16 protein-coding genes and 1 pseudogene are annotated in these 21112 nt (G+C 71.7%); 14 read left to right on the top strand and 3 right to left on the bottom strand.

The window, feature by feature from the left end:
• The first annotated feature begins 82 nt into the window (after positions 1-82).
• The 8 genes and pseudogenes from AC1P0E_RS12965 to sucD all read left to right on the top strand — a co-directional run bounded on the left by AC1P0E_RS12965 (position 83) and on the right by sucD (position 9841).
• The gene (locus AC1P0E_RS12965; RefSeq protein WP_482742337.1) at positions 83-484 is read left to right on the top strand and encodes a hypothetical protein; all 402 of its coding nucleotides are present in this window, start codon (positions 83-85) and stop codon (positions 482-484) included.
• 102 nt (positions 485-586) lie between these two features.
• Positions 587-1708 carry an ATP-binding protein gene (locus AC1P0E_RS12960; protein WP_482742336.1) on the top strand — a complete coding sequence of 374 codons (1122 nt, stop codon included), beginning with the start codon at positions 587-589 and terminating at the stop codon, positions 1706-1708.
• Positions 1705-4005 (top strand): annotated as a pseudogene (locus AC1P0E_RS12955) (DUF5682 family protein); the annotation flags it as partial. The gene AC1P0E_RS12960 and the pseudogene AC1P0E_RS12955, both read left to right, overlap by 4 nt.
• A gap of 300 nt (positions 4006-4305) precedes the next feature.
• Complete coding sequence (locus AC1P0E_RS12950; protein WP_482745739.1) at positions 4306-5364, top strand: VWA domain-containing protein; 1059 nt, start codon at positions 4306-4308, stop codon at positions 5362-5364.
• A 92-nt stretch (positions 5365-5456) separates the two neighbouring features.
• Positions 5457-6344 carry a hypothetical protein gene (locus tag AC1P0E_RS12945; protein WP_482742335.1) on the top strand — a complete coding sequence of 296 codons (888 nt, stop codon included), beginning with the start codon at positions 5457-5459 and terminating at the stop codon, positions 6342-6344.
• A gap of 106 nt (positions 6345-6450) precedes the next feature.
• Entirely contained in the window at positions 6451-7401 is a 951-nt protein-coding gene (locus AC1P0E_RS12940) for a hypothetical protein (RefSeq protein ID WP_482742334.1), read from the top strand.
• Positions 7402-7753: 352 nt separating this feature from the next.
• Positions 7754-8935: an ADP-forming succinate--CoA ligase subunit beta gene (gene sucC, locus AC1P0E_RS12935; protein ID WP_482742333.1), complete on the top strand. Its 1182-nt coding sequence runs from the start codon at positions 7754-7756 to the stop codon at positions 8933-8935.
• A 21-nt stretch (positions 8936-8956) separates the two neighbouring features.
• Positions 8957-9841 (top strand): succinate--CoA ligase subunit alpha, encoded by an 885-nt coding sequence (sucD, locus tag AC1P0E_RS12930; RefSeq protein ID WP_215137979.1) that lies wholly within the window; start codon positions 8957-8959, stop codon positions 9839-9841.
• 87 nt (positions 9842-9928) lie between these two features.
• Here sucD and AC1P0E_RS12925 read toward each other — a convergent pair whose 3' ends face one another.
• Positions 9929-11194, bottom strand: a complete 1266-nt coding sequence (locus AC1P0E_RS12925; RefSeq protein ID WP_482742332.1) for a helix-turn-helix domain-containing protein — start codon at positions 11192-11194, stop codon at positions 9929-9931.
• Between the two features lie 116 nt (positions 11195-11310).
• On the opposite strand from AC1P0E_RS12925, the gene AC1P0E_RS12920 reads away from it, so the two are divergent.
• Positions 11311-13281 carry a cell division protein PerM gene (locus AC1P0E_RS12920; protein WP_482742331.1) on the top strand — a complete coding sequence of 657 codons (1971 nt, stop codon included), beginning with the start codon at positions 11311-11313 and terminating at the stop codon, positions 13279-13281.
• Positions 13282-13335: 54 nt separating this feature from the next.
• Here the strand turns inward: AC1P0E_RS12920 and AC1P0E_RS12915 are convergent, their stop codons facing one another.
• The gene (locus AC1P0E_RS12915) at positions 13336-14133 is read right to left on the bottom strand and encodes a hypothetical protein (RefSeq protein WP_482742330.1); all 798 of its coding nucleotides are present in this window, start codon (positions 14131-14133) and stop codon (positions 13336-13338) included.
• Between the two features lie 264 nt (positions 14134-14397).
• Here AC1P0E_RS12915 and purN point away from each other — a divergent pair, with 264 nt between their 5' ends.
• On the top strand, positions 14398-15054 hold the full coding sequence (gene purN / locus AC1P0E_RS12910; RefSeq protein ID WP_482742329.1) for a phosphoribosylglycinamide formyltransferase: 657 nt from the start codon (positions 14398-14400) through the stop codon (positions 15052-15054).
• A complete protein-coding gene (purH, locus tag AC1P0E_RS12905) occupies positions 15051-16631 on the top strand; it encodes a bifunctional phosphoribosylaminoimidazolecarboxamide formyltransferase/IMP cyclohydrolase (RefSeq protein WP_482742328.1) in 1581 nt (526 codons plus the stop codon). The genes purN and purH overlap by 4 nt, the downstream gene beginning before the upstream one ends.
• Positions 16632-16719: 88 nt before the next feature.
• On the opposite strand, the gene AC1P0E_RS12900 is transcribed toward purH, so the two are convergent.
• On the bottom strand, positions 16720-17391 hold the full coding sequence (locus tag AC1P0E_RS12900; RefSeq protein WP_482742327.1) for an RDD family protein: 672 nt from the start codon (positions 17389-17391) through the stop codon (positions 16720-16722).
• Between the two features lie 226 nt (positions 17392-17617).
• Here AC1P0E_RS12900 and AC1P0E_RS12895 point away from each other — a divergent pair, with 226 nt between their 5' ends.
• The 3 genes from AC1P0E_RS12895 (at position 17618) to AC1P0E_RS12885 (ending at position 20999) form a co-directional block, all read left to right on the top strand.
• Entirely contained in the window at positions 17618-18496 is an 879-nt protein-coding gene (locus AC1P0E_RS12895; protein ID WP_482742326.1) for a bifunctional methylenetetrahydrofolate dehydrogenase/methenyltetrahydrofolate cyclohydrolase, read from the top strand.
• 20 nt (positions 18497-18516) lie between these two features.
• Complete coding sequence (locus tag AC1P0E_RS12890) at positions 18517-19197, top strand: DUF3017 domain-containing protein (protein ID WP_482742325.1); 681 nt, start codon at positions 18517-18519, stop codon at positions 19195-19197.
• Between the two features lie 590 nt (positions 19198-19787).
• On the top strand, positions 19788-20999 hold the full coding sequence (locus AC1P0E_RS12885; protein ID WP_482742324.1) for an XRE family transcriptional regulator: 1212 nt from the start codon (positions 19788-19790) through the stop codon (positions 20997-20999).
• Positions 21000-21112: the final 113 nt, after the last annotated feature.

Here is a 21112-nt window from a genome sequence, read left to right as displayed (position 1 = left end):
GCGGGTTTGTCGGCTTGACTTGACGTCGCCCTTGCGATTGGGTGCGATTTCCTCACACATTTCAGATCCGGGGGGATCCCACATGAACCGCTTCATCCGTACCGCCGTCTGTGCCGCTGCTGCCACCGGTCTCGCCTTCGCTCTGGGCGCCTGCTCCGAGGCCGTCGAGCAGGTCGACAAGGCCGTGGACGAGAAGTACGAGGTCACGTACGAGGTCACTGGCAAGGGCGTCGAGTCCATCGAGTTCGCGGGCGGCGGTGGCACGGCCATGGACCCGAAGATGGAGACGGTCAAGAACCCCACGCTGCCGTGGAAGAAGACGGTCACGCTGCGCGGCATCATGCCGTCCGCCGTCTCCCCGATCAGCCTCGAGGACACAGCCGACCTGACGTGCAAGGTCATCTACAAGGGCGAGACGATCAAGGAAGCGACCGGCGAGAAGGCCATGCTCGGCTGCATTGCCGAATCCCCGGTCGGTAAGTAGCTTCCGCAGGCCGCCATTTGTGCCCTGACCTGCGGCTACGGTCGATTGTCAGTGGCAGGGTGCACGGTGGATCCCACATCCGGGAAATCTGGAGGGGGATCCATGACCGTGCCCGAAACCAAAGCCGGTGCGACCGCGGACCATGGCGAGGCCTTGCGGCCGCACGCCGAGGAAGCCTTCGCCGACGAGCTCAAGGCGCTGGCCGCGGCCGACGACAGGCCGCGGCCCGCCAGGTGGCTCCTCTCGCCGTGGGCCGTGGCCACGTACCTCCTCGGCGGGACGCTGTCCGACGGCACAGTGATCACGCCCAAGTACGTGGGGCCGCGCCGGATCGTCGAAGTCGCCGTCACCACGCTCGCCACCGACCGGGCCCTGCTGCTGCTCGGTGTGCCCGGCACCGCGAAGACCTGGGTGTCGGAGCATCTCGCGGCGGCCGTCAGCGGTGACTCGACCCTGCTCGTGCAGGGCACGGCGGGGACGCCCGAGGAAGCCATTCGGTACGGATGGAACTACGCCCGGCTGCTCGCGCACGGGCCGAGCCGTGACGCGCTCGTGCCCAGTCCCGTCATGCGGGCCATGGCAGACGGCATGACCGCGCGGGTCGAGGAGCTCACCCGCATCCCGGCCGACGTACAGGACACATTGATCACGATCCTGTCGGAGAAGACCCTGCCCATACCCGAGTTGGGGCAGGAGCAGCAGGCCGTCCGAGGCTTCAACCTCATCGCCACCGCCAACGACCGCGACCGCGGGGTCAACGACCTGTCCAGTGCGCTGCGACGCCGGTTCAACACGGTTGTGCTGCCGTTGCCCGAGACGGCGGAGGCCGAGGTCGACATCGTGGCACGGCGCGTCGACCAGATCGGGCGCTCGCTCGATCTCCCGGCCGCGCCCGACGGATTCGCCGAGATCCGGCGCGTCGTCACCGTCTTCCGCGAGCTGCGCGACGGCGTCACGGCCGACGGGCGTACGAAGGTCAAGTCGCCCTCGGGGACGCTGTCCACGGCCGAGGCGATCTCCGTCGTCACGGGCGGTCTGGCCCTCGCCGCGCACTTCGGGGACGGCGTACTGCGCTCCGGCGACGTGGCGGCCGGCATCCTCGGCGTGGTCGTGCGCGATCCGGTGGCGGACCGTGTCATCTGGCAGGAGTACCTGGAGACGGTCGTCCGCGAGCGGGACGGCTGGAAGGACTTCTACCGCGCCTGCCGGGAGGTCTCGGGATGACACCGGGTCCCCTGCTGCTGGGCGTGCGCCACCACGGGCCCGGCTCGGCGCGTGCGGTGCGCGGGGCGCTCGACGCCGCGCGGCCCCTGGCCGTACTGATCGAAGGGCCGCCCGAGGCCGACGCGCTGCTGTCACTCGCGGCCGACGAGGCGATGCGCCCGCCCGTGGCTCTGCTCGCGCACGTCACGGACGACCCGCGCCGGGCCGCGTTCTGGCCGCTGGCCGAGTTCTCCCCGGAGTGGGTCGCGATCCGGTGGGCGCTCCGGCACGGCGTACCGGTCCGCTTCATCGACCTTCCGGCGGCGCACTCGTTGGCGCTGACGGAGGAGGGGGATGGGGAGGATGGGGAGGCGGGTGGGGAGACGGACGTTGCCGTTGATCCGGTGGGGGTGCTCGCGGAGGCTGCCGGGTACGACGATCCGGAGCGGTGGTGGGAGGACGTGGTCGAGCACCGGGGGGCAGGGGTTGTCGATCCGTTCGCATCGTTTCAGGCGCTCGCCGAGGCCATGGGCGCCCTGCGCGAGACGTACGGAGACGGAGGGCACAGCCGCGACCACGCCCGCGAGGCCTGCATGCGGCTCCAGCTACGGGCCGCGCGCAAGGAGTTCGGCGACGGCTTCGCCGTGGTCTGCGGCGCGTGGCATCTGCCGGCCCTCGACGAGAAGGTCGCGACCGCCACCGCCGACCGTGCGGTGCTCAAGGGCCTGCCCAAGGTCAAGGCCGAGATGACCTGGGTGCCGTGGACGTACCGCAGGCTGGCCCGGCGCAGCGGATACGGCGCGGGAATCGAGTCGCCCGGCTGGTACGGGCATCTCTTCGGCGCGTCCGACCGGCCCGTCGAGCGCTGGATGACCAAGGTCGCAGGGCTGCTGCGGGCCGAGGACCGGACGGTCTCCCCCGCCCACGTCATCGAGGCCGTACGGCTCGCCGAGACACTGGCCGTCATGCGGGGGAGGCCGCTCGCGGGGCTCACCGAGACGACCGACGCGGTGCGGGCCGTGATGTGCGAGGGCTCCGACGTACCGCTCGCGCTCGTGCACGACCGGCTCGTCGTCGGTGATGTTCTCGGTGAGGTCCCGGACACGGCACCCGCCGTACCACTGCAGCGCGACCTGACCCGTACGCAGCGCACTCTGCGGCTCAAACCCGAAGCGCGGGAGCGCGACTTGGAGCTCGACCTGCGAAAGGAGACCGACGCGGCGCGCAGCAGGCTGCTGCACCGGCTGCGGCTGCTGTCCATCGGCTGGGGCGAGCCGGCCGAGGCGCGGGGGAGCACGGGGACGTTCCGGGAGACCTGGCGGCTGCGCTGGGAGCCGGAGTTGTCGGTGCGTGTCGCGGAGGCCGGTGTGTGGGGCACCACCGTGCTGTCCGCAGCGACCGCCAAGGCCGAGACCCGGGCCGTGTCGGCCACCGCGCTCGCCGACGTCACCGCGCTCGCCGAGCACTGCCTCCTCGCCGAGCTGCCCGACGCGCTCCCGGTGGTCATGCGGGCCCTCGCGGACCGGGCGGCGCTGGACGCGGATGTCGGCCACCTCGCCCAGGCGCTGCCGGCGCTCGCCCGCTCGCTGCGGTACGGCGACGTGCGGGGCACGGACACGGTGGCGCTGGGCGAGGTCGCGGCCGGGCTCGCCGAGCGGATCTGTGTGGGACTGCCGCCCGCCTGCGCCGGCCTCGACGAGGACGGTGCGGCGGACATGCGACGCCACCTCGACGCGGTCCACGCGGCGGTCGGTCTGCTGGCAGGGACCGGGCCGGGCAAGCGACGTGACGTGCGTGGGCGTTGGTCGGCCGTGCTCAGGACGCTTTCGGGGCGGGACAGCGTGAGAGGGGTGATCCGCGGCCGCGCGGTGCGGCTGCTGCTGGACGACGGGAGGCTGGCGGAGGACGAGGCGGCGCGCCTCATGTCGCTCGCGCTCTCGCCCGGCACACCGCCGGCCGACGCGGCGGCCTGGATCGAGGGCTTCGTCGGCGGAGCCGCCGGGGGAGGGATGCTCCTGGTGCACGACGAGCGGTTGCTCGGACTGGTGGATTCCTGGCTGACGGGCGTGCCGGACGGCGCGTTCACCGGCGTACTGCCGCTGCTGCGCCGCACGTTCTCGGCGTACGAGCCGGGAGTGCGGCGCACCCTGGGGGAACTGGTCCGGCGCGGCCCGTCCGCCGCCCGGCAGGCGCGGACGGAGTCCGGTGCACCGGGGTTCGGCCCCGGCCTCGACGAGGAACGCGCCGACGCGGTGCTACCGGTGGTGCGGCTGCTGCTCGATGCGGTTGACCCAGCCTGGCCGGCGTCGGAGAACACGCCGGTGGGGCGTCAGGGCGTGCTGGAGCGTGCTGAGTTGGGTCAGAACACGGCCGTAGGGGGTTCGGGGTCTGGGGCTTGGGCCTCCGCGGCGGAGTCGCACAGTGTCGCGGAGGGAAGGGGCGTGGAGGGGGACACGCCCGCCGCAGGCGCGCCCGGCCCGCGCCCGGGGCCCCCAGTGGCCTCGGACGCGCGCGGCGGTGAGACGGGCAACGGGGAGCGGCTTCGGCGGTGGCGGCTCGTGCTGGGCGGGGAGGAGGCCGACGGGACCGGGCACGCGCTGGGCGGACAGGACGCCGCCATGGACGGGGCGCTGGCCGCGCTGTACGGCGGCGGGCGCGATGCCGGCCGTCCGGCCGGCCGCACGGCCGGGCTCGGCGCATCCGCGCCGTCGGTCGCGCGCTGGCTCGGCGACATCCGTACGTACTTCCCGAGCTCCGTCGTGCAGGTCATGCAGCGCGACGCCATTGAGCGACTTGGTCTGTCGGCGCTGCTCCTGGAACCCGAGATGCTGGAGGCCGTCGAGGCGGACGTCCACCTGGTGGGGACGCTGCTCTCGCTCAACAAGGCGATGCCCGAGACGACCCGGGAAACGGCACGCGCCGTAGTCCGCAAGGTCGTCGAAGACCTGGAGAAGCGGCTCGCCACTCGCACCAGGGCCACTCTCACCGGAGCCCTCGACCGCAGCGCCCGCGTCAACCGCCCCCGCCACCGGGACATCGACTGGGGCCGGACCGTCCGGGCCAACCTGAAGAATTACCTTCCCGAGTACCGGACCGTCGTGCCCGAGCGGCTCGTCGGGTACGGGCGGGCGTCGCAGTCGGTGAAGAAGGACGTCGTCCTGTGCATCGACCAGTCGGGGTCGATGGCCGCTTCCGTCGTCTACGCGTCGGTCTTCGGCGCGGTTCTCGCCTCCATGCGCTCGGTCAGCACCCGCCTCGTCGTCTTCGACACCGCCGTCGTCGACCTCACCGACCAGCTGGACGACCCGGTCGACGTTCTCTTCGGCACCCGACTCGGCGGGGGAACGGACATCAACCGCGCCCTCGCGTACTGCCAGTCGCAGATCAGCCGGCCCGCCGACACCGTCGTCGTGCTGATCAGTGACCTCTACGAGGGCGGCATACGGGACGAGATGCTGAAGCGGGTCGCGGCGATGAAGGCCTCGGGAGTGCAGTTCGTGGCCCTGCTCGCGCTCTCCGACGAAGGCGCCCCCTCCTACGACCGGGAGCACGCGGCAGCTCTGGCGGCCCTCGGCGCCCCTGCCTTCGCCTGTACGCCGGACCTTTTTCCGGAGGTGATGGCCGCGGCGATCGAAAAACGACCCCTCCCGATACCGGACATGGCGACTCATCGGTAACATCCGACTTGCGCGACCCCATGAGGCTCGTGCAAGCATCACCCCGTCGTTCCGCCACCCTGTTCCGTTGCCGTGCGAAGGTGCCGTTCCTCTTGACTGCCGTAGTCGCTCGCCCTCTTGCCGCCCTGCGCGTGATGCGCCGGGCGGGTCGGCGGCGTGCGCTGCGGGTGGTGTTCTTCCTGGGGGGTCTGCTGGCGTTGGGGTTCCTGTGGGGCGGCCAGGCGTACGCCGTTGAGGCGCCGCGGCCGCCTCATGACTCCACCGCTGCCGTGGATGCGGTGGCCGCCCCCGTCGCCCTGGTGGCTCCTGTGGTCCCTGTGGCTCCTGATGCCCCGGTGCAGGCGCAGGTGCCGCAGAAGTCGGCGGTGCGCGACGCCGGGCAGGCCGTGCGTGGGGTCGCGGAGCCGGTGGCCGATGTCGCAGGGGGCGTCGCGGCGGGCGTGGGTGAGCTCAAGGACCGGGTGGCCGAGAGTCGTCGACCGGCCGCGCCTGAGCTGCCGGTGCCTTCGTTGCCCGTACGGGAACTGCCCATGCCCGAAGTGCCCGTGGCCGAGATGCCCGTGGTGCCGACGCCGCCTCCCAGTGGCGGTACGGAGCCGCCCGTGCAGCCGGAGAAGTCCGTGCACCGGGGCTCCGGCGACCGTGCGCAGCTCGACGGGAGCGGGTCCGTAACCGGCGTCGCGGGTCTGGCCGACCGAGGCGTGTATGCGTACGACCCCACCGTTCCGCACCGCGACGACGCGGACCGCCGTGGGGGCCGTGCGGAGTACGGGGAGGCGCCCGTACAGGCGCCTGCCGGGCCGTGCGGTGACGGCGTGCGGCAGTCGGCCGGCGACGGGCCCTCGTCGCGCTCCGGCGACAAGCACGCGGCCACGTTCGCGGGCGGCGCACGGTTCGGGCTGGTGCGCGGGTCCACGCTGCCGGCGACCACCGCACCGACGTACGACCGACCGAACGAAATCCTCGAATTCCCCGGCTAGGGCAGACCGTCCCCCGCTCAATGACCTGCCGCGCGGGGGCGGGACAGGTCTGCCCGCCATCCGGAAATCCGGACAGCCGAACGAATTCGAAGGATCTGACACCAGCATGAACAAGAACATTCGCCGTTCCATCGCCGTCGCCGCCACCGCCGGCGGTATGTGGGCCCTCGGCACCGCCGCCGCGAGCGCGGCCGAGCTGCCCGTCTCGGTGCCGCTGTCGACCCCCGACCAGGCGTCGGACGTCATGGACGACGTCCAGGACGTCGCGTCCGGTGTCGACGGCGTCGCCGGGATCGACGGTGACGTCAAGGACGTTGCTGCCGGGGTCCAGGACAAGGCCGCCGAGGACGCGGCCGCCCCGAAGGTCGCCGCCGAGGCGGCCGTCCAGGACGTTCGGCACGACGCCGAGGTCGACGCCGAGGCCGAGGTCGACTACCTCTTCGGTCCGCTGTCCGCCTTCGCGTCGGAGCTGGAGCAGGCGCCGGGGCAGGTGCAGAGCCAGGCCCACGGCTACGCCGACCAGGCCCCCGCCTACGCCCACGGCACCGTCGCCGACGCCACCCCGCTCGCCCACGCCGCCGCCCAGGACACCCTGCCGCCCATCGCCGCCCGCGCCGTCGCCGGTGTGGTCCCCGTCGCCGGTCAGGCCGTCGGTGACGTCGGTGGCCTCGCGCAGGGTGCGGTCGGCGACGTGACGCCGTTCGCGGGCGGTGTCGTCTCCGACGTGCAGCCGTTCGCCGGTGGCGTCGTCTCCGAGGTCGGCCCGTTCGCGGGTGGCGTCCACGGCGCGGTCCAGCCGTTCGTCCAGGCCGTCGTCGACCACGTCGAGCCGGTCGCGTACGGCGTCGGCGGCAGCGCCCACACCCTCGCGCACGGTGTCGTCGGCGATGTGTCGCCGTTCGCCGGTGGCGTCGTGTCCGACGTCCAGCCGTTCGCCCAGGACCTCTCCGGCACGGTCGCCTCGACCCCGCTCGCCGGCAACGTCGCCTCCGGCGGCCAGGACGCTGCCGGCTCGGTCACCCCGGGCTACGCGTCCTACCTGACGCAGGGCATCTGACACAGGTACGCATCAGGACGTAGGGCATCCGACAGGCGGGTCCGATGCTCCCCGGGCGGTCTCCATTGGGGTGGGGGCCGCCCGGCTCCGTGTCTGCCGCTGTTCGGCGCCGGCCGCCGCGGTCGCGTCGGTAGCACGTGCGTTCCGTGACCCGCTGTGACCGGTATCACCGCTCAGGTGTGATCTGCGATTTAGGGACCTGTGGCCCACGGGGATAACCTGCGAGACGGACATGCCGCGTACCGGACACCGTTACGCCTCCCTTGTGACTGCGCCGTCACGTTGCCCTTCGCGGCACGCCCATTGGAGACAACGCAACGAACCGCGATCACCAGAAAAGGGACGGACGCGCGTGGACCTGTTCGAGTACCAGGCGAGGGACCTCTTCGCCAAGCACGGTGTACCGGTGCTGGCCGGTGAAGTCATCGAAACGCCTGAGGCGGCGCGCGAGGCCACTGAGCGGCTGGGCGGCAAGTCGGTCGTCAAGGCGCAGGTGAAGGTCGGCGGCCGCGGCAAGGCCGGCGGCGTCAAGCTGGCCGCGACCCCGGACGAGGCCGTCGCCCGGGCGACGGACATCCTCGGGATGGACATCAAGGGCCACACGGTCCACAAGGTGATGATCGCCGAGACGGCACCCGAGATCGCCGAGGAGTACTACGTTTCGTACCTCCTCGACCGCACCAACCGCACCTTCCTCGCCATGGCGTCCGTACAGGGCGGCATGGACATCGAGGAGGTCGCGGTCAAGAGCCCCGAGGCCCTCGCGAAGGTCCCGGTCAACGCCAATGACGGCGTGACGATCGAGAAGGCCCGCGAGATCGTCGCCCAGGCGAAGTTCCCGGCCGAGGTCGCCGAGCAGGTCGCCGAGGTTCTGGTGACGCTGTGGGCCACCTTCGTCGCCGAGGACGCGCTCCTCGTCGAGGTCAACCCCCTCGCGAAGGTCGCCGACGGCCGCATCATCGCGCTCGACGGCAAGGTGTCTCTCGACGAGAACGCCGACTTCCGTCAGCCCGACCACGAGGCGCTCGAGGACAAGGCCGCAGCCAACCCGCTCGAGGCTGCGGCCAAGGCCAAGAACCTCAACTACGTCAAGCTCGACGGCGAGGTCGGCATCATCGGCAACGGTGCCGGTCTGGTCATGTCGACGCTCGATGTCGTCGCGTACGCCGGTGAGAACCACGGCAACGTGAAGCCCGCCAACTTCCTCGACATCGGTGGCGGCGCCTCCGCCGAGGTCATGGCGAACGGCCTGGAGATCATCCTCGGCGACCCGGACGTCAAGTCCGTGTTCGTCAACGTCTTCGGCGGCATCACCGCCTGTGACGAGGTCGCCAACGGCATCGTCCAGGCTCTGGAGCTGCTGAAGTCGAAGGGCGAGGCTGTCACCAAGCCCCTCGTCGTGCGACTGGACGGCAACAACGCGGAGCTGGGTCGCAAGATCCTCTCCGACGCGAACCACCCGCTCGTTCAGCGCGTGGACACCATGGACGGCGCGGCCGACAAGGCCGCCGAGCTCGCCGCGGCTGCGAAGTAAGGGACGAGGGACTCCAACACCATGGCTATCTTCCTCACCAAGGACAGCAAGGTCATCGTCCAGGGGATGACCGGCGCCACGGGCATGAAGCACACCAAGCTCATGCTGGCCGATGGCACCAACATCGTCGGCGGCGTGAACCCGCGCAAGGCCGGTACGTCCGTCGACTTCGACGGCACCGAGGTTCCGGTCTTCGGCTCCGTCAAGGAAGCGATGGAGAAGACCGGCGCCGATGTGTCGGTTCTCTTCGTGCCGCCGGCCTTCGCGAAGTCCGCCGTCGTCGAGGCGATCGACGCCGAGATTCCGCTGGCCGTCGTGATCACCGAGGGCATCGCCGTCCACGACTCCGCCGCGTTCTGGGCGTACGCCGGTGCGAAGGGCAACAAGACCCGGATCATCGGTCCGAACTGCCCCGGTCTCATCACTCCGGGCCAGTCCAACGCCGGCATCATCCCGGGCGACATCACCAAGCCCGGCCGCATCGGTCTCGTGTCGAAGTCCGGCACGCTGACCTACCAGATGATGTACGAGCTCCGTGACATCGGCTTCTCGTCCGCCGTCGGCATCGGTGGCGACCCGGTCATCGGTACTACCCACATTGATGCTCTGGCCGCGTTCGAGGCTGACGCCGACACTGATCTCATCGTGATGATCGGTGAGATCGGTGGCGACGCCGAGGAGCGTGCCGCGGACTACATCGCGAAGAACGTGACGAAGCCGGTCGTCGGTTACGTCGCGGGCTTCACGGCGCCGGAGGGCAAGACCATGGGTCACGCCGGCGCCATCGTGTCCGGTTCTTCTGGCACCGCACAGGCCAAGAAGGAGGCCCTTGAGGCCGCGGGCGTCAAGGTCGGCAAGACGCCCACCGAGACGGCCAAGCTGGCGCGCGCGATTCTGGCGGGCTAGTACGTCGCTGCCGCTGCTTTCGGCGGTGCGGTTGTGTTGTGGTGCGGGCCCGTATCCCCTGGTCAGGAGGTACGGGCCCGCCCGCGTTCAGCGTGTTTCCGGGACCAGGCGGGGCGGGCCCGTCACGGGCGCGTCGTGCAGCATGCTGCGCAGTTCCTCGTCCTGGGGGGTCAGCGGCTGAGGGCCACCGCGCACCGGGACGCCGCGCACCGGTTCGCCGGGGGTCTGCGCGGGCTCGTACCGCGTCGGGGCTGTGACCAGTGTGAAACCTGTGGCGCTGACGATCATCGCCGTGAAGAAGATGGCCGCGCGCGTCCAGAACCGTGTCCTGCGCTCGCTTCCCGTCCGTACGGCTCGGGCGGGCGGCAGCTTGACCGGCGGCGTCGTGGCGATCTCGGCCAGGTGGGCCAGGCGTTCGCGGAGCAGCGCGGACTGGTCGGCGGGGGTGCCGGCGTCGGCCAGCTCCGGGAGGCGCTGGGCGATCGCCGAGCGCGCGTTGAGCAGGCGGTTCGCCGCGGCGGGGGTGCTCGCCTCTGTTTCGGCCGCCGTGTCGGGGAGGTCGAGGCCCAGGCCGTCGTACAGCAGGAGTGTGCGGCGGTGGACGGGCGGGAGGGCGAGGAGGGCCTGGAGCAGGACGCGGCGGTCGCGGTCGGCGGGGGGGCGTTCGGGGCGTTTGTGCGCGCGGCGCAGGCGGTGCCAGGGGGAGAGCGCGTACTCGTACGCCGCTGCTCTGACCCAGCTCGCCGGGTCGCGGTCGGTGGCCACGGCGGGCCAGCGTTCCCAGGCCAGGCGGAAGGCGTACTCGACGGACTCCCGGGCCAGGGGGCGGTTTCCTGTGAGGAGGTACGCCTGACTCAGCAGGGCGTGGGCGCAGTGGGCGTAGAGGGCGTCGAAGGCCTGGGCGGGGGTGAGTGCGGCTTCAGGGGCGGTGCCTTTTACGGGGGCGTTGGGGTCGGTACCGCGCCGGGGCGTCTCCTCGGGCGTCGAACGTTCGGGTACTGGTTTTTCGTCGGGGTGGTTGCGTTCGACGCCCTGCGGGGAGCGCCCCGGCACGTCCCCTCCTGCCACCGAGTCCTGCGAGGCGTGCCTCGGCTCGTCCCCTTCCGCCCGGCCCGGCACCGTGTCCTGTGCGGGGGGTTCGTCCTCGAAGGAGGCGAGCAGCTTCGCGTACGCGGCTCGCTTGCGGCGCTTCGGGTTTATGCGGCCCGATTCCCATGCCTTGATCGTCTCGCGGGATACGCCCAGCGCAGCCGCTACCTGCTCCTGGGTCAGCGATTTCGCTTCGCGCAGCCTGCGCCGCTCCTTCGGGGAGGGCAGCGGGGCGGCGGGGGCGGTTTCGGTGCCCTGCGTCATGAAAGTCCCCCCGCAGCGCTACACCGGACGAAAAAGTACATAAACGTATATTGAGCGACACGGCAGTCATTCGCCTGTTACATGGATTAAGCGCGTGTCGTTGACAGCATGGCCGGGTGACTCAAGTGACCCCTCGCGGTACGTGGTTGCCGTCCGTGCACAGCCGCTCCTCCGTACAGGCTGCCTGTTTCGTGCGGGGGGTGATCGCTGCGGGGCTCGGTCTCGGCTCGCTCGCCGTCCTGGTGATGGTGCTGTGGATCAGTTCGCCGTACCCCGACAGCGGGCCCGGCGGGGCTCTGCGCGTCGCCGCCGGGCTGTGGCTGGTCGCCCACGGGGCCGAGGTCGTCCGGCACGAGACCCTCTCCGGCGCTCCCGCCCCCCTCGGGCTGACTCCGATGCTGCTCGTCGCGCTGCCGGTGTGGCTCACCCATCGGGCCGCTCGGGATGCGATGGAGAGGGAGGGAGAGGCGGATTCCGCGCGGGACGAGGTGGCTTCCGGGCCGTCTGCGGGGGGTGTCTTTTGCGGCGTTGTCGCTGGGTATCTGGCTGTTGGGGTTGCTGTCTTCCTGTACGCGTACGGTGGGGCGCTTCCCGCGGAGGGCGTCAGCGCGGCGCTGCATTTGCCTCTCGTCGCGGCGGTGGGCGCGGCCGGCGGGGTGTGGACGGCCGGCTCGCGGCCGCGCGGGCCGCTGCCGGGGTGGGTGCCGGGGGGCGTGCGGGAGGTCCTTGTGCGCCCCCGGTTCCGGGTCGCGCTCCGGAGCGCGGGGGTGGGCGTCCTGGTGCTGATCGGCGGGGGTTCGGTGCTCGCCCTGGCGTCGTTGGTGTGGCATGCGGGGGTGGCGCAGGGCACGCTGCTGCAGCTCGCGGGGGATTGGTCGGGGCGGCTGGCGGTGCTGCTGCTGGTTCTGGCGCTCGCGCCGAATGCCGCGGTGTGGGGCGCCGCGTACGGGCTGGGGCCCGGGTTCGCCCTCGGTGCGGGCGCGACCGCCTCGCCGCTGGGTGTGGTGGGGACGCCGGCGCTGCCGCACTTTCCGCTGGTCGCGGCGGTGCCGTCCGGGGAGGGGGCGACGCCGGCCCACTGGGCGACGCTGGCCGTGCCGGTGCTGGCGGCGGGCGCCGTCGCCTGGTTCACGGTGCGCACGGCCGCGCCGCCCTTCGCCGTACGCGAGGAAGGCTGGACCCTCCGGGAAACGGCCGCCACTGCGGCGCTGGCGGGAGTGGGGTGCGGGGTGGCGATGGCGGTACTGGCGGCGCTGGCCGGCGGGCCGCTCGGTGTGGGGGCGCTGTCGGAGTTCGGGCCGGTGTGGTGGCGTACGGGCGGGGCGGCGGTGGCGTGGACCGTGACGCTGGGCGTCCCCGCCGCGCTGATCTTGCGCGCGTGGCGCTTGCGCGACCGGACTCCACGCTCCTGGCGAGGGGTGAGGGAGTCGGCTGGTGACGGGGAAGGGACCGGGCCGGCGAAGCGCGGGTGGTGGCGGCGCGGATCCGCCGAGGAACCGCTCGCACGGGCGGTGGAGGAAGTGGCCGATGGTGCGAAGCGTGGGTGGTGGCGGTGGGGCTCTGCCGGGGAACGGCCGGCGGAGGGGCCGCCCGTCGAAAAGGGCGCGTCGCGCCGGTGGTGGCGGTTCGGGCGGGGCGGGAGCGGCGGTGGCCGGGCTCTCACCGCCGACTCGGCGGCGGCCCCCTGGTGGCGGCGCGGCACTGTCGCCGACGACGAGACCGGACCGTACGACAGCGAAGCCGACTTCCTGCCCATCGGCGATCCCGGCGCCACCGTCGGTGCGGACTGGCACGATAGCGGGTCGCGCGAGATCAGATGGGCGGCCCTGAAGGAAGCCTCCGGCGGGCTGATGGCCGGCTTCCCCGCCGCGGCTTCCGATGTTTCCCGGCCGGCCGGGAAGGCGTTGTCCTCCACGGCTCATACGTCGCCGCAGGTGCCGCCGGGGCCCGAAGGTGCCTCCGGAGGGCCGGACGACGGCTTCCCCGCCCCTGCTCCGGACGCGTCGTCCTCCACTGCCCAGCCCGGTGCGGAGGCGCTCGAGCCGCCGTCCGGGCCGCAGGTGCCGCCGGGGTCCGGGGACGAGTAGTGGCTCCTGACGGTCTCGGCGCCGCCCGGGGCGGGCGGCGCCGACCGGGGCCCGCTACTCCTTTACGCCGAAGACCGGGCGCAGGGGCTTCGGCAGCAGGTCGTTGCAGGACGCCTGCGCCGACTGGGTCAGCGAGTCCTGCACGCATGTGTAGTAGTCGCGGTAGACCAGCTGCACCGTGAACGTCGTCGCCACGATCGCCAGCGCGAGCGCCGCCGTGACCAGGCCGCTCACCGCCGTCGTCGTCTGCTGCTTGGTGCTGCCGGCCGCCGGAGCCGCCGCGGGCGTGGCCGGCGCGGCGCCGGTGTCCGCCGTGGCGTCCTGGCCGCGGCGGGGCTTCGCGCGCAGCGAGCTGATGCCCCAGTACAGCGCCAGCGCTCCCAGCAGCAGCGCGAGCTCGGGGAGGTCGAACAGCGCGAAGAAGAAGGCCCACATGCCGGACAGCAGCGCGTAGCGCGCCCTTCGCTGCGCGGGGTCCGTGGGGTCCCAGCGCAGTGCCGGGCCGTTGCCTCCCTGGCCGCCGCCCTGTCCCTCCGGGCCGCCCTGGCGCCCGGGCCCGCCGAATCCACCGCTCTGGCGGCCCGGCTGGCGGGGGCTCCACTGGCCGGGCGCCGGGGCGTCCCGCTGGTCGCCGTCGCCCTGGTCGCCGCTGTTCTCAGGCTTGCGCGGCTGCCACGGCTGATCGGGCCGGCCCTCGGGCGGTGGCGCGAAGGGATTGTCGTCGCCCTGCGGCGACGGAGGCGGAGTGGAAGAGGACTGGCGTTCCCGCAGCAGCAACTGCGAACCCCGCTGTCCGGCATACGTCGCGGAAAGCTGCAGGCGGAGAGCCGCGCGGCGGCGTCGGTCCGTCATCTGGTGAACGTCTTCCCCTCAGACCCGGTGCACAGAGGGTCTTATGTGTCGATCTGTTCCCGTCCGGAGACGGATTGTCCCAGTCCGTAGAACGAACCTGTCCCCTGACGCTACCTCCCGGCCACGTACCCGTCCCGTGGGGGCCGCTCGGTGTGCCGGTATCGTTGCCGACGGTTGGCGTCTTCGTAGAGTTCCCCGTATCGGGGGACGCGATTCGTTCGTACGACCACACAAGCCGCACCACCCGCGAGAAAGAGACCCGCCGTGGCCTCCCCGCCTCCCTCCGCCCGTCCCCCCGGCTCGCCCGCCCGCCTCGTCGTGCTGGTCTCGGGCTCCGGTACGAACCTCCAGGCCCTGCTCGACGCCATCGGCGACGATCCGGCGGCGTACGGCGCGCAGGTCGTGGCCGTCGGCGCGGACCGCGACGGTATCGCGGGGCTGGAACGCGCAGAGCGCGCCGGGCTGCCGACCTTCGTCTGCCGTGTGAAGGACCACGGCACGCGCGAGGAGTGGGACGCGGCGCTGGCCGAGGCCACGGCGGCGTACGAGCCCGACCTGGTCGTCTCGGCCGGCTTCATGAAGATCGTGGGGAAGGAGTTCCTCGCACGCTTCGGCGGCCGGTGCGTGAACACCCACCCCGCCCTGCTGCCCAGCTTTCCCGGAGCTCACGGCGTACGTGACGCACTCGCGTACGGCGCGAAGGTCACCGGATGCACGGTCCACTTCGTCGACGACGGTGTCGACACCGGCCCGATCATCGCGCAGGGCGTGGTCGAGGTCCGGGACGAGGACTACGAAGACGATGGGGTCGCTCTTCATGAGCGCATCAAGGAAGTCGAGCGACGGCTGCTCGTCGATGTCGTGGGGCGCCTGGCCCGTAACGGCTTTCACATTGAGGGACGAAAGGTAGTTATCCAGTGACCGCCGAAGGTACGAAGCGGCCCATCCGCCGCGCGTTGGTCAGCGTCTACGACAAGACGGGCCTCGAGGAGCTGGCCCGCGGCCTGCACGAGGCGGGCGTCACCCTCGTCTCGACCGGCTCCACCGCCGGGAAGATCGCCGCGGCCGGCGTACCGGTCACCAAGGTCGAGGAGCTCACCGGCTTCCCCGAGTGCCTGGACGGGCGGGTCAAGACGCTGCACCCGCGCGTGCACGCCGGAATCCTCGCCGACCTGCGCCTCGACGCGCACCGCGCGCAGCTGGAGGAGCTGGGCGTCGAGCCCTTCGACCTCGTGGTCGTGAACCTGTACCCGTTCAAGGAAACCGTCGCCTCCGGCGCCACCGCGGACGAGTGCGTCGAGCAGATCGACATCGGCGGCCCCTCGATGGTCCGCGCCGCCGCCAAGAACCACCCCTCTGTGGCGGTTGTCACCAGCCCCGAGCGGTACGCCGATGTGCTGGGAGCGGTGAAGACCGGAGGCTTCGACCTGACGACGCGCAAGCGTCTCGCGGCCGAGGCCTTCCAGCACACGGCGGCGTACGACGTGGCGGTGGCGTCGTGGTTCGCCGCCGACTACGCGTCGGCGGACGACACCGGCTTCCCGGACTTCCTCGGTTCGACGTACGAGCGCAAGAACGTCCTCCGGTACGGCGAGAACCCGCATCAGCCCGCCGCCCTCTACACCTCTGGCACGGGCGGCCTCGCCGAGGCGGAGCAGCTGCACGGCAAGGAGATGTCGTACAACAACTTCACGGACACCGAGGCCGCTCGGCGTGCCGCGTACGACCAGACCGAGCCGTGCGTCGCGATCATCAAGCACGCCAACCCGTGCGGCATCGCCGTCGGTGCGGACGTCGCCGAGGCGCACCGCAAGGCGCATGCGTGTGACCCGCTGTCCGCCTTCGGCGGTGTCATCGCCGTCAACCGGCCGGTGTCGGTGGCGATGGCCGAGCAGGTCGCGGAGATCTTCACCGAGGTCGTCGTCGCGCCGGGTTATGAGGACGGCGCGGTCGAGGTGCTTGCCCGTAAGAAGAACATCCGCGTGCTGACCTGCCCCGACGCCCCGTCGGATGTGGTCGCCCGCGGCAGCTATATGGACTTTAAGGCCATCGACGGCGGCGCACTGCTTCAGGTCACCGACCGGCTCCAGGCCGAGGGCGACGACCCGTCGTCCTGGACGCTCGCCACGGGCGAGGCGCTGTCCGACGGCGAACTCGCCGAGCTGGCCTTCGCCTGGCGCGCCTGCCGCGCCGTGAAGTCCAACGCGATCCTGCTCGCCAAGGGCGGCGCGTCGGTCGGCGTCGGCATGGGACAGGTCAACCGTGTCGACTCCGCGAAGCTCGCGGTGGAGCGCGCGGGTGAGGAGCGGGCGAAGGGCGCGTACGCCGCTTCGGACGCGTTCTTCCCGTTCCCGGACGGACTGGAGATCCTGCTGAACGCCGGCGTCAAGGCCGTGGTCCAGCCCGGTGGTTCGGTCCGTGACGAGCTGGTCGTCGAGGCCGCGAAGAAGGCGGGCGCGACGATGTACTTCACGGGCACGCGCCACTTCTTCCACTGACGCGGACGCGGACGCGGACATGCGAGAGGCCGCAACCCCGGTGGGGGTTGCGGCCTCTCGCCGTGCTCGGGGTCGGATCGGGGTCGGGCTACTGGGACTTGACGACCACCGAGGAGCAGACCTTGTCGGCGAACGTCTGCTTCTTGTCGTCCCACAGCGGCCACAGCCAGCCGATGTAGCAGGCGATGCTGTCGAGGAAGTGGGCGAGGCGGCGGACGAACGCCATGCCGACACCGAGCGGCTGGCCGTCGGCCTCCCGCAGCAGGCGGATGCCCATGGTCTTCTTGCCGATGGTCTGGCCTGTCTTGCCCTCCTGGACCAGCATCCAGATCGCCACGCCGATGACGGCGAGGAAACCGATGATCGCGAGGATCGAGCCGACGGCGTCACCCATCGCACCACCGGCGAGGACCAGGATGTACGGAACCATGAGGACGAGGCTGTCGACCAGGAGGGCGACGAACCGCAGCCCCCAGTGAGCGAACGGGGGCATGCTGCCGTACGGCATCCCGGGCTGCTGCTGAGGGTACGCACCGTATGGCTGTGCGGCCTGAGGGGCGCCCTGCGGGTAGCCGTAGCCGGGCTGGCCCGGCTGCTGAGCGCCCTGCTGGGGGTAGCCGTAACCCTGTTGCGGCGGCACGCCCTGGGGGGCCTGCTGCGGGTAGCCGTAGCCGGGCTGGCCGGGCTGGCCCTGCGGCTGCGGCGGCTGGCCGGGCTGGCCGGGCTGGCCGTACGGGTTGTTCGGGTCGCCGAAACTCATGGCGGTGTTCCTCCGTTGGAAGTGCTGGGGACGTCGCGGCCCGAGCGGAGGAACGTCACAAAGAATGAGCGGTGCCCCCCCGCCGCTGTCCGCGGCACTGCGCCGATCATCGTTGTAGTTCACTCGTCTCTTTGTCCAGTCGGCGTCCATATGTGTTGTGCAAGTGCAACCTCGGCCAAGGCGGCTTGATTGGAACCCGGGCGGGTCCATCCGCGAGGATGGGGGCATGACTGCCCAGATTCTCGATGGCAAGGCCACCGCAGCCGCGATCAAGTCCGACCTGACCGCCCGCGTGGCGGCTCTGAAGTCCGAGGGCGTCGTCCCCGGTCTCGGAACCCTGCTGGTCGGTGACGACCCGGGCAGCAAGTGGTACGTCGCGGGCAAGCACCGCGACTGCGCCCAGGTCGGCATCGCGTCGATCCAGCGCGAACTGCCCGCGACCGCCTCCCAGGAGGAGATCGAGGCAGTTGTACGGGAGCTGAACGAGAACCCGGAGTGCACGGGTTACATCGTCCAACTCCCGCTCCCCAAGGGCATCGACACCAACCGCGTCCTGGAGCTGATGGACCCGGCCAAGGACGCCGACGGCCTGCACCCGATGAGCCTCGGCCGCCTCGTGATCGGCGAGCCCGGCCCGCTGCCGTGCACGCCGTACGGCATCGTCCAGCTCCTGCGCCACCACGATGTGGAGATCAAGGGAGCGAACGTCGTGGTCGTCGGCCGCGGCATCACCATCGGCCGTCCGATGCCGCTGGTCCTGACCCGCAAGTCGGAGAACGCGACGGTGACGCAGTGCCACACCGGTACGCGTGACCTGTCCGCGCACCTCAGGCAGGCGGACATCATCATCGCCGCGGCGGGCGTGCCGCACCTGATCAAGCCCGAGGACGTCAAGCCGGGCGCGGCTGTTCTCGATGTCGGCGTCAGCCGTGACGAGGACGGCAAAATCGTCGGCGACGTCCACCCGGGCGTCGCGGAGGTGGCCGGCTGGGTCGCCCCCAACCCGGGCGGTGTGGGCCCGATGACCCGCGCCCAGCTGCTGGTCAACGTCGTCGAGGCGGCGGAGCGAGCAGTGGCGGACGCTGCCGACGTGGTCTCGGGCTGAGCGGGAAGGGAACGTCTCCGATGGGTGCTGCTACGAGCCCGGACGAACCGACCGCCACCGGGGACGCCGCCGGGGACGTCAGCGTGGACGCGCAGGCTGGGGAGTCTGCGGAGTCCGCGCAGGGCGGGCAGGCTGCGCAAGACGCGCAAGACGCGAGAGATGCGGAAGACGCGCAAGACGCGGCGACTGCGGGCGAGACGGGCGAGACGGTCCGGGCCGGGGGCGGCGAGGCCGACGGCGCAGGCGGGCCCGAACCGGCGGCCAAGGGCGTCGTCAGCGCCCCGGGCCCGGACGGGCCCGTCCGCACCACGCGGCGTTTTCCGTTGTTCACCCGGGACACCGCGCGGCCCGAGGGCGGTGGACGCGCCGCCTCCGGGGCCGCCGCGGCTCCGGTCCGGCAGTGGCCGTTCCTGGCCGTCCTCGGCACGACCGCGCTCGGGCTGCTGGTCGTGGCGGTCGACGCGTTCGGCATCGGCTTCCGTCTCGGCACGCTGCTGATCGGCCTGGCCCTGATCTCCGGCGCCGTGCTGCGCCGCCTCATCCCGTCGGTCGGCATGCTGGCCGTGCGCTCCCGCTTCACCGACATGGCGACGTACGGACTGCTCGGTTTCGCCATCGTGCTCCTCGCGCTGATGGCCCAGCCCGGTCCGTGGCTCGAGATTCCGTTCCTGGAGTCGGCGGTCCGTTTCACGGTGCGCTAGGGGCGAGCGGCCCAGTCCGGCCAGCCCCCCGGGGGGCGGCGTGAGCGCGCCCGCTGCCACGCCCGCCTCGGGCTCCTCGGCCCCTTCGGTTCCTTGGGCTACGTCGGCTCCTCCGGCTCCTCCGGGCGGGCCGTGTCCAAGGCCGCATCCACGCCCGCGTGTTGGGCAGTGCGGCGTGACGCCCGGACGGGTACGGGCATGCCGGCGCCCGTCCTCTCCCCCGAGGAAGGACGGGCGCGGCACGGTTTTCAGCGTCAGGGACCCGTCAATCCCGATCAAGGGCTGCCCGATCCCTGTGGCACGGAGGTGACCATTCCGCCACGGAGCGATCACCACGCAACAGAGGGGCTACGGACCGCGCCGGGCCACTGCGGTGGGACACTGTTCCAGGGAATCGGGAGGGGGGCGCGCAAGGGGCGCGCCGGACTCCCGGATGCTCCCGTGCGCTCCTACCCCAGGAACTGACATCCTGGCTTTGTGCATCCCTCTTGTTGGCCCGGAACACGGGCGGCGGAGGGTGCGTGGCAGGGGGCACGAGAGCACGGGGCACATGGCACATCAGGCACGTACGGGGGGACAAGGGGGAAGCAATGCCTCGTTGGAAAGCTCTACCGGAGGATCTCGATCCGCAGGTCAAGGAGTTCGCAAGCCAGCTGCGCCGGCTCGTCGACCGGAGTGGGCTCAGCGTCGCGGCGGTCGCGGACCGGACCGGGTACAGCAAGACGTCGTGGGAGCGCTACCTGAACGGCCGGCTGCTCGCGCCCAAGGGCGCGGTCGTCGCACTGGCCGAGGTGACCGGTACGAACTCGGGCCATCTGACCACCATGTGGGAGCTCGCGGAGCGTGCGTGGAGCCGTTCCGAGATGCGCCACGACATGACCATGGAAGCGATACGGATCTCACAGGCGCGGGCCGCGCTGGGCGAGTTCGGCCAGACTCCGGCGCCGGCCAAGGGCGGCCGGTCGAACCGGCGCGCAACCACGGACCCGGCAGCTCCGGGCGCAGGCACGGGCGCAGGCACGGGCACCGGCTTCCCCGGTACGGGGATGGGGCCCGGCGCGGGCTCCATCGGTGCTGGTGCTGGTGCTGGTGCTGGTGCGGGTCTGGGTGCGGTGGGCAATGGGGCCGGCGGGCGTACGCCGACGGGCTCGCCGCAGGATTACGTCATATCGCCGCAGTCGGCTGGCAGGGGTACGGGTTCGGGTTCGGGTTCGCGAGCCGGTTCGGGTTCGCGTACGGGTTCGGGGGCAGGCCCGGGTTCGTCGGACGGGCGGCGCAGGCACAGGAAAGTCACGATGTTCCTCGCAGGCGTCGTGGGCGCGCTGCTGGTGATCGCGGCCGCCGTACTGCTGACCGGCCTCGGCGGCGAGGACGAGGACCCCGTCGCGAAGAACAAGCCGACGGCCGAACCGACCACGTCGGCCCCCGAGCTGCCCGTGGGCGTCGAGTGCAGTGGCGACAAATGCACGGGTGAGGACCCGGAGGCCATGGGCTGCGGCGGCGAGTTCGCCAAGACGACGGCCAGCGGGACGGTGGGCACCGCCTTCGTCGAGGTCCGGTACAGCAAGACGTGCGGGGCGGCGTGGGCTCGTATCACGCAGGCCGCAGTGGGCGACAAGGTGCAGATCGCCTCGGATGCCGCTGTGGGGACGGGCGGGGGCGAGGAGCCGAAGGCGCAGAACGGCCTGGTCAACGCGGACAGGGACGCGTACACCCCAATGGTCGCCGTCACCAAGGCCGCTGACGCGAAGGCGTGCGCGACCCTCGCGTCGGGCGTGAAGGGCTGCACCACGCAGGAATAGCGGTAGGAGCGGTGGTGGAGTGCGGCGCTGGAAAGCGGTGCGAAGCCGTGAGTCCGTGAGTCGTCAGTCCGTCAACCGTGAACCCGTGAGGGGCGCGAAGAAGCGCCAATCGG

It is taken from the genome of Streptomyces sp. TRD_SC_5 (genome assembly GCF_056836825.1).
The sequence above is the reverse complement of the archived record's forward strand: the minus strand, read 5'-3'. Positions and strand labels throughout refer to the sequence as shown.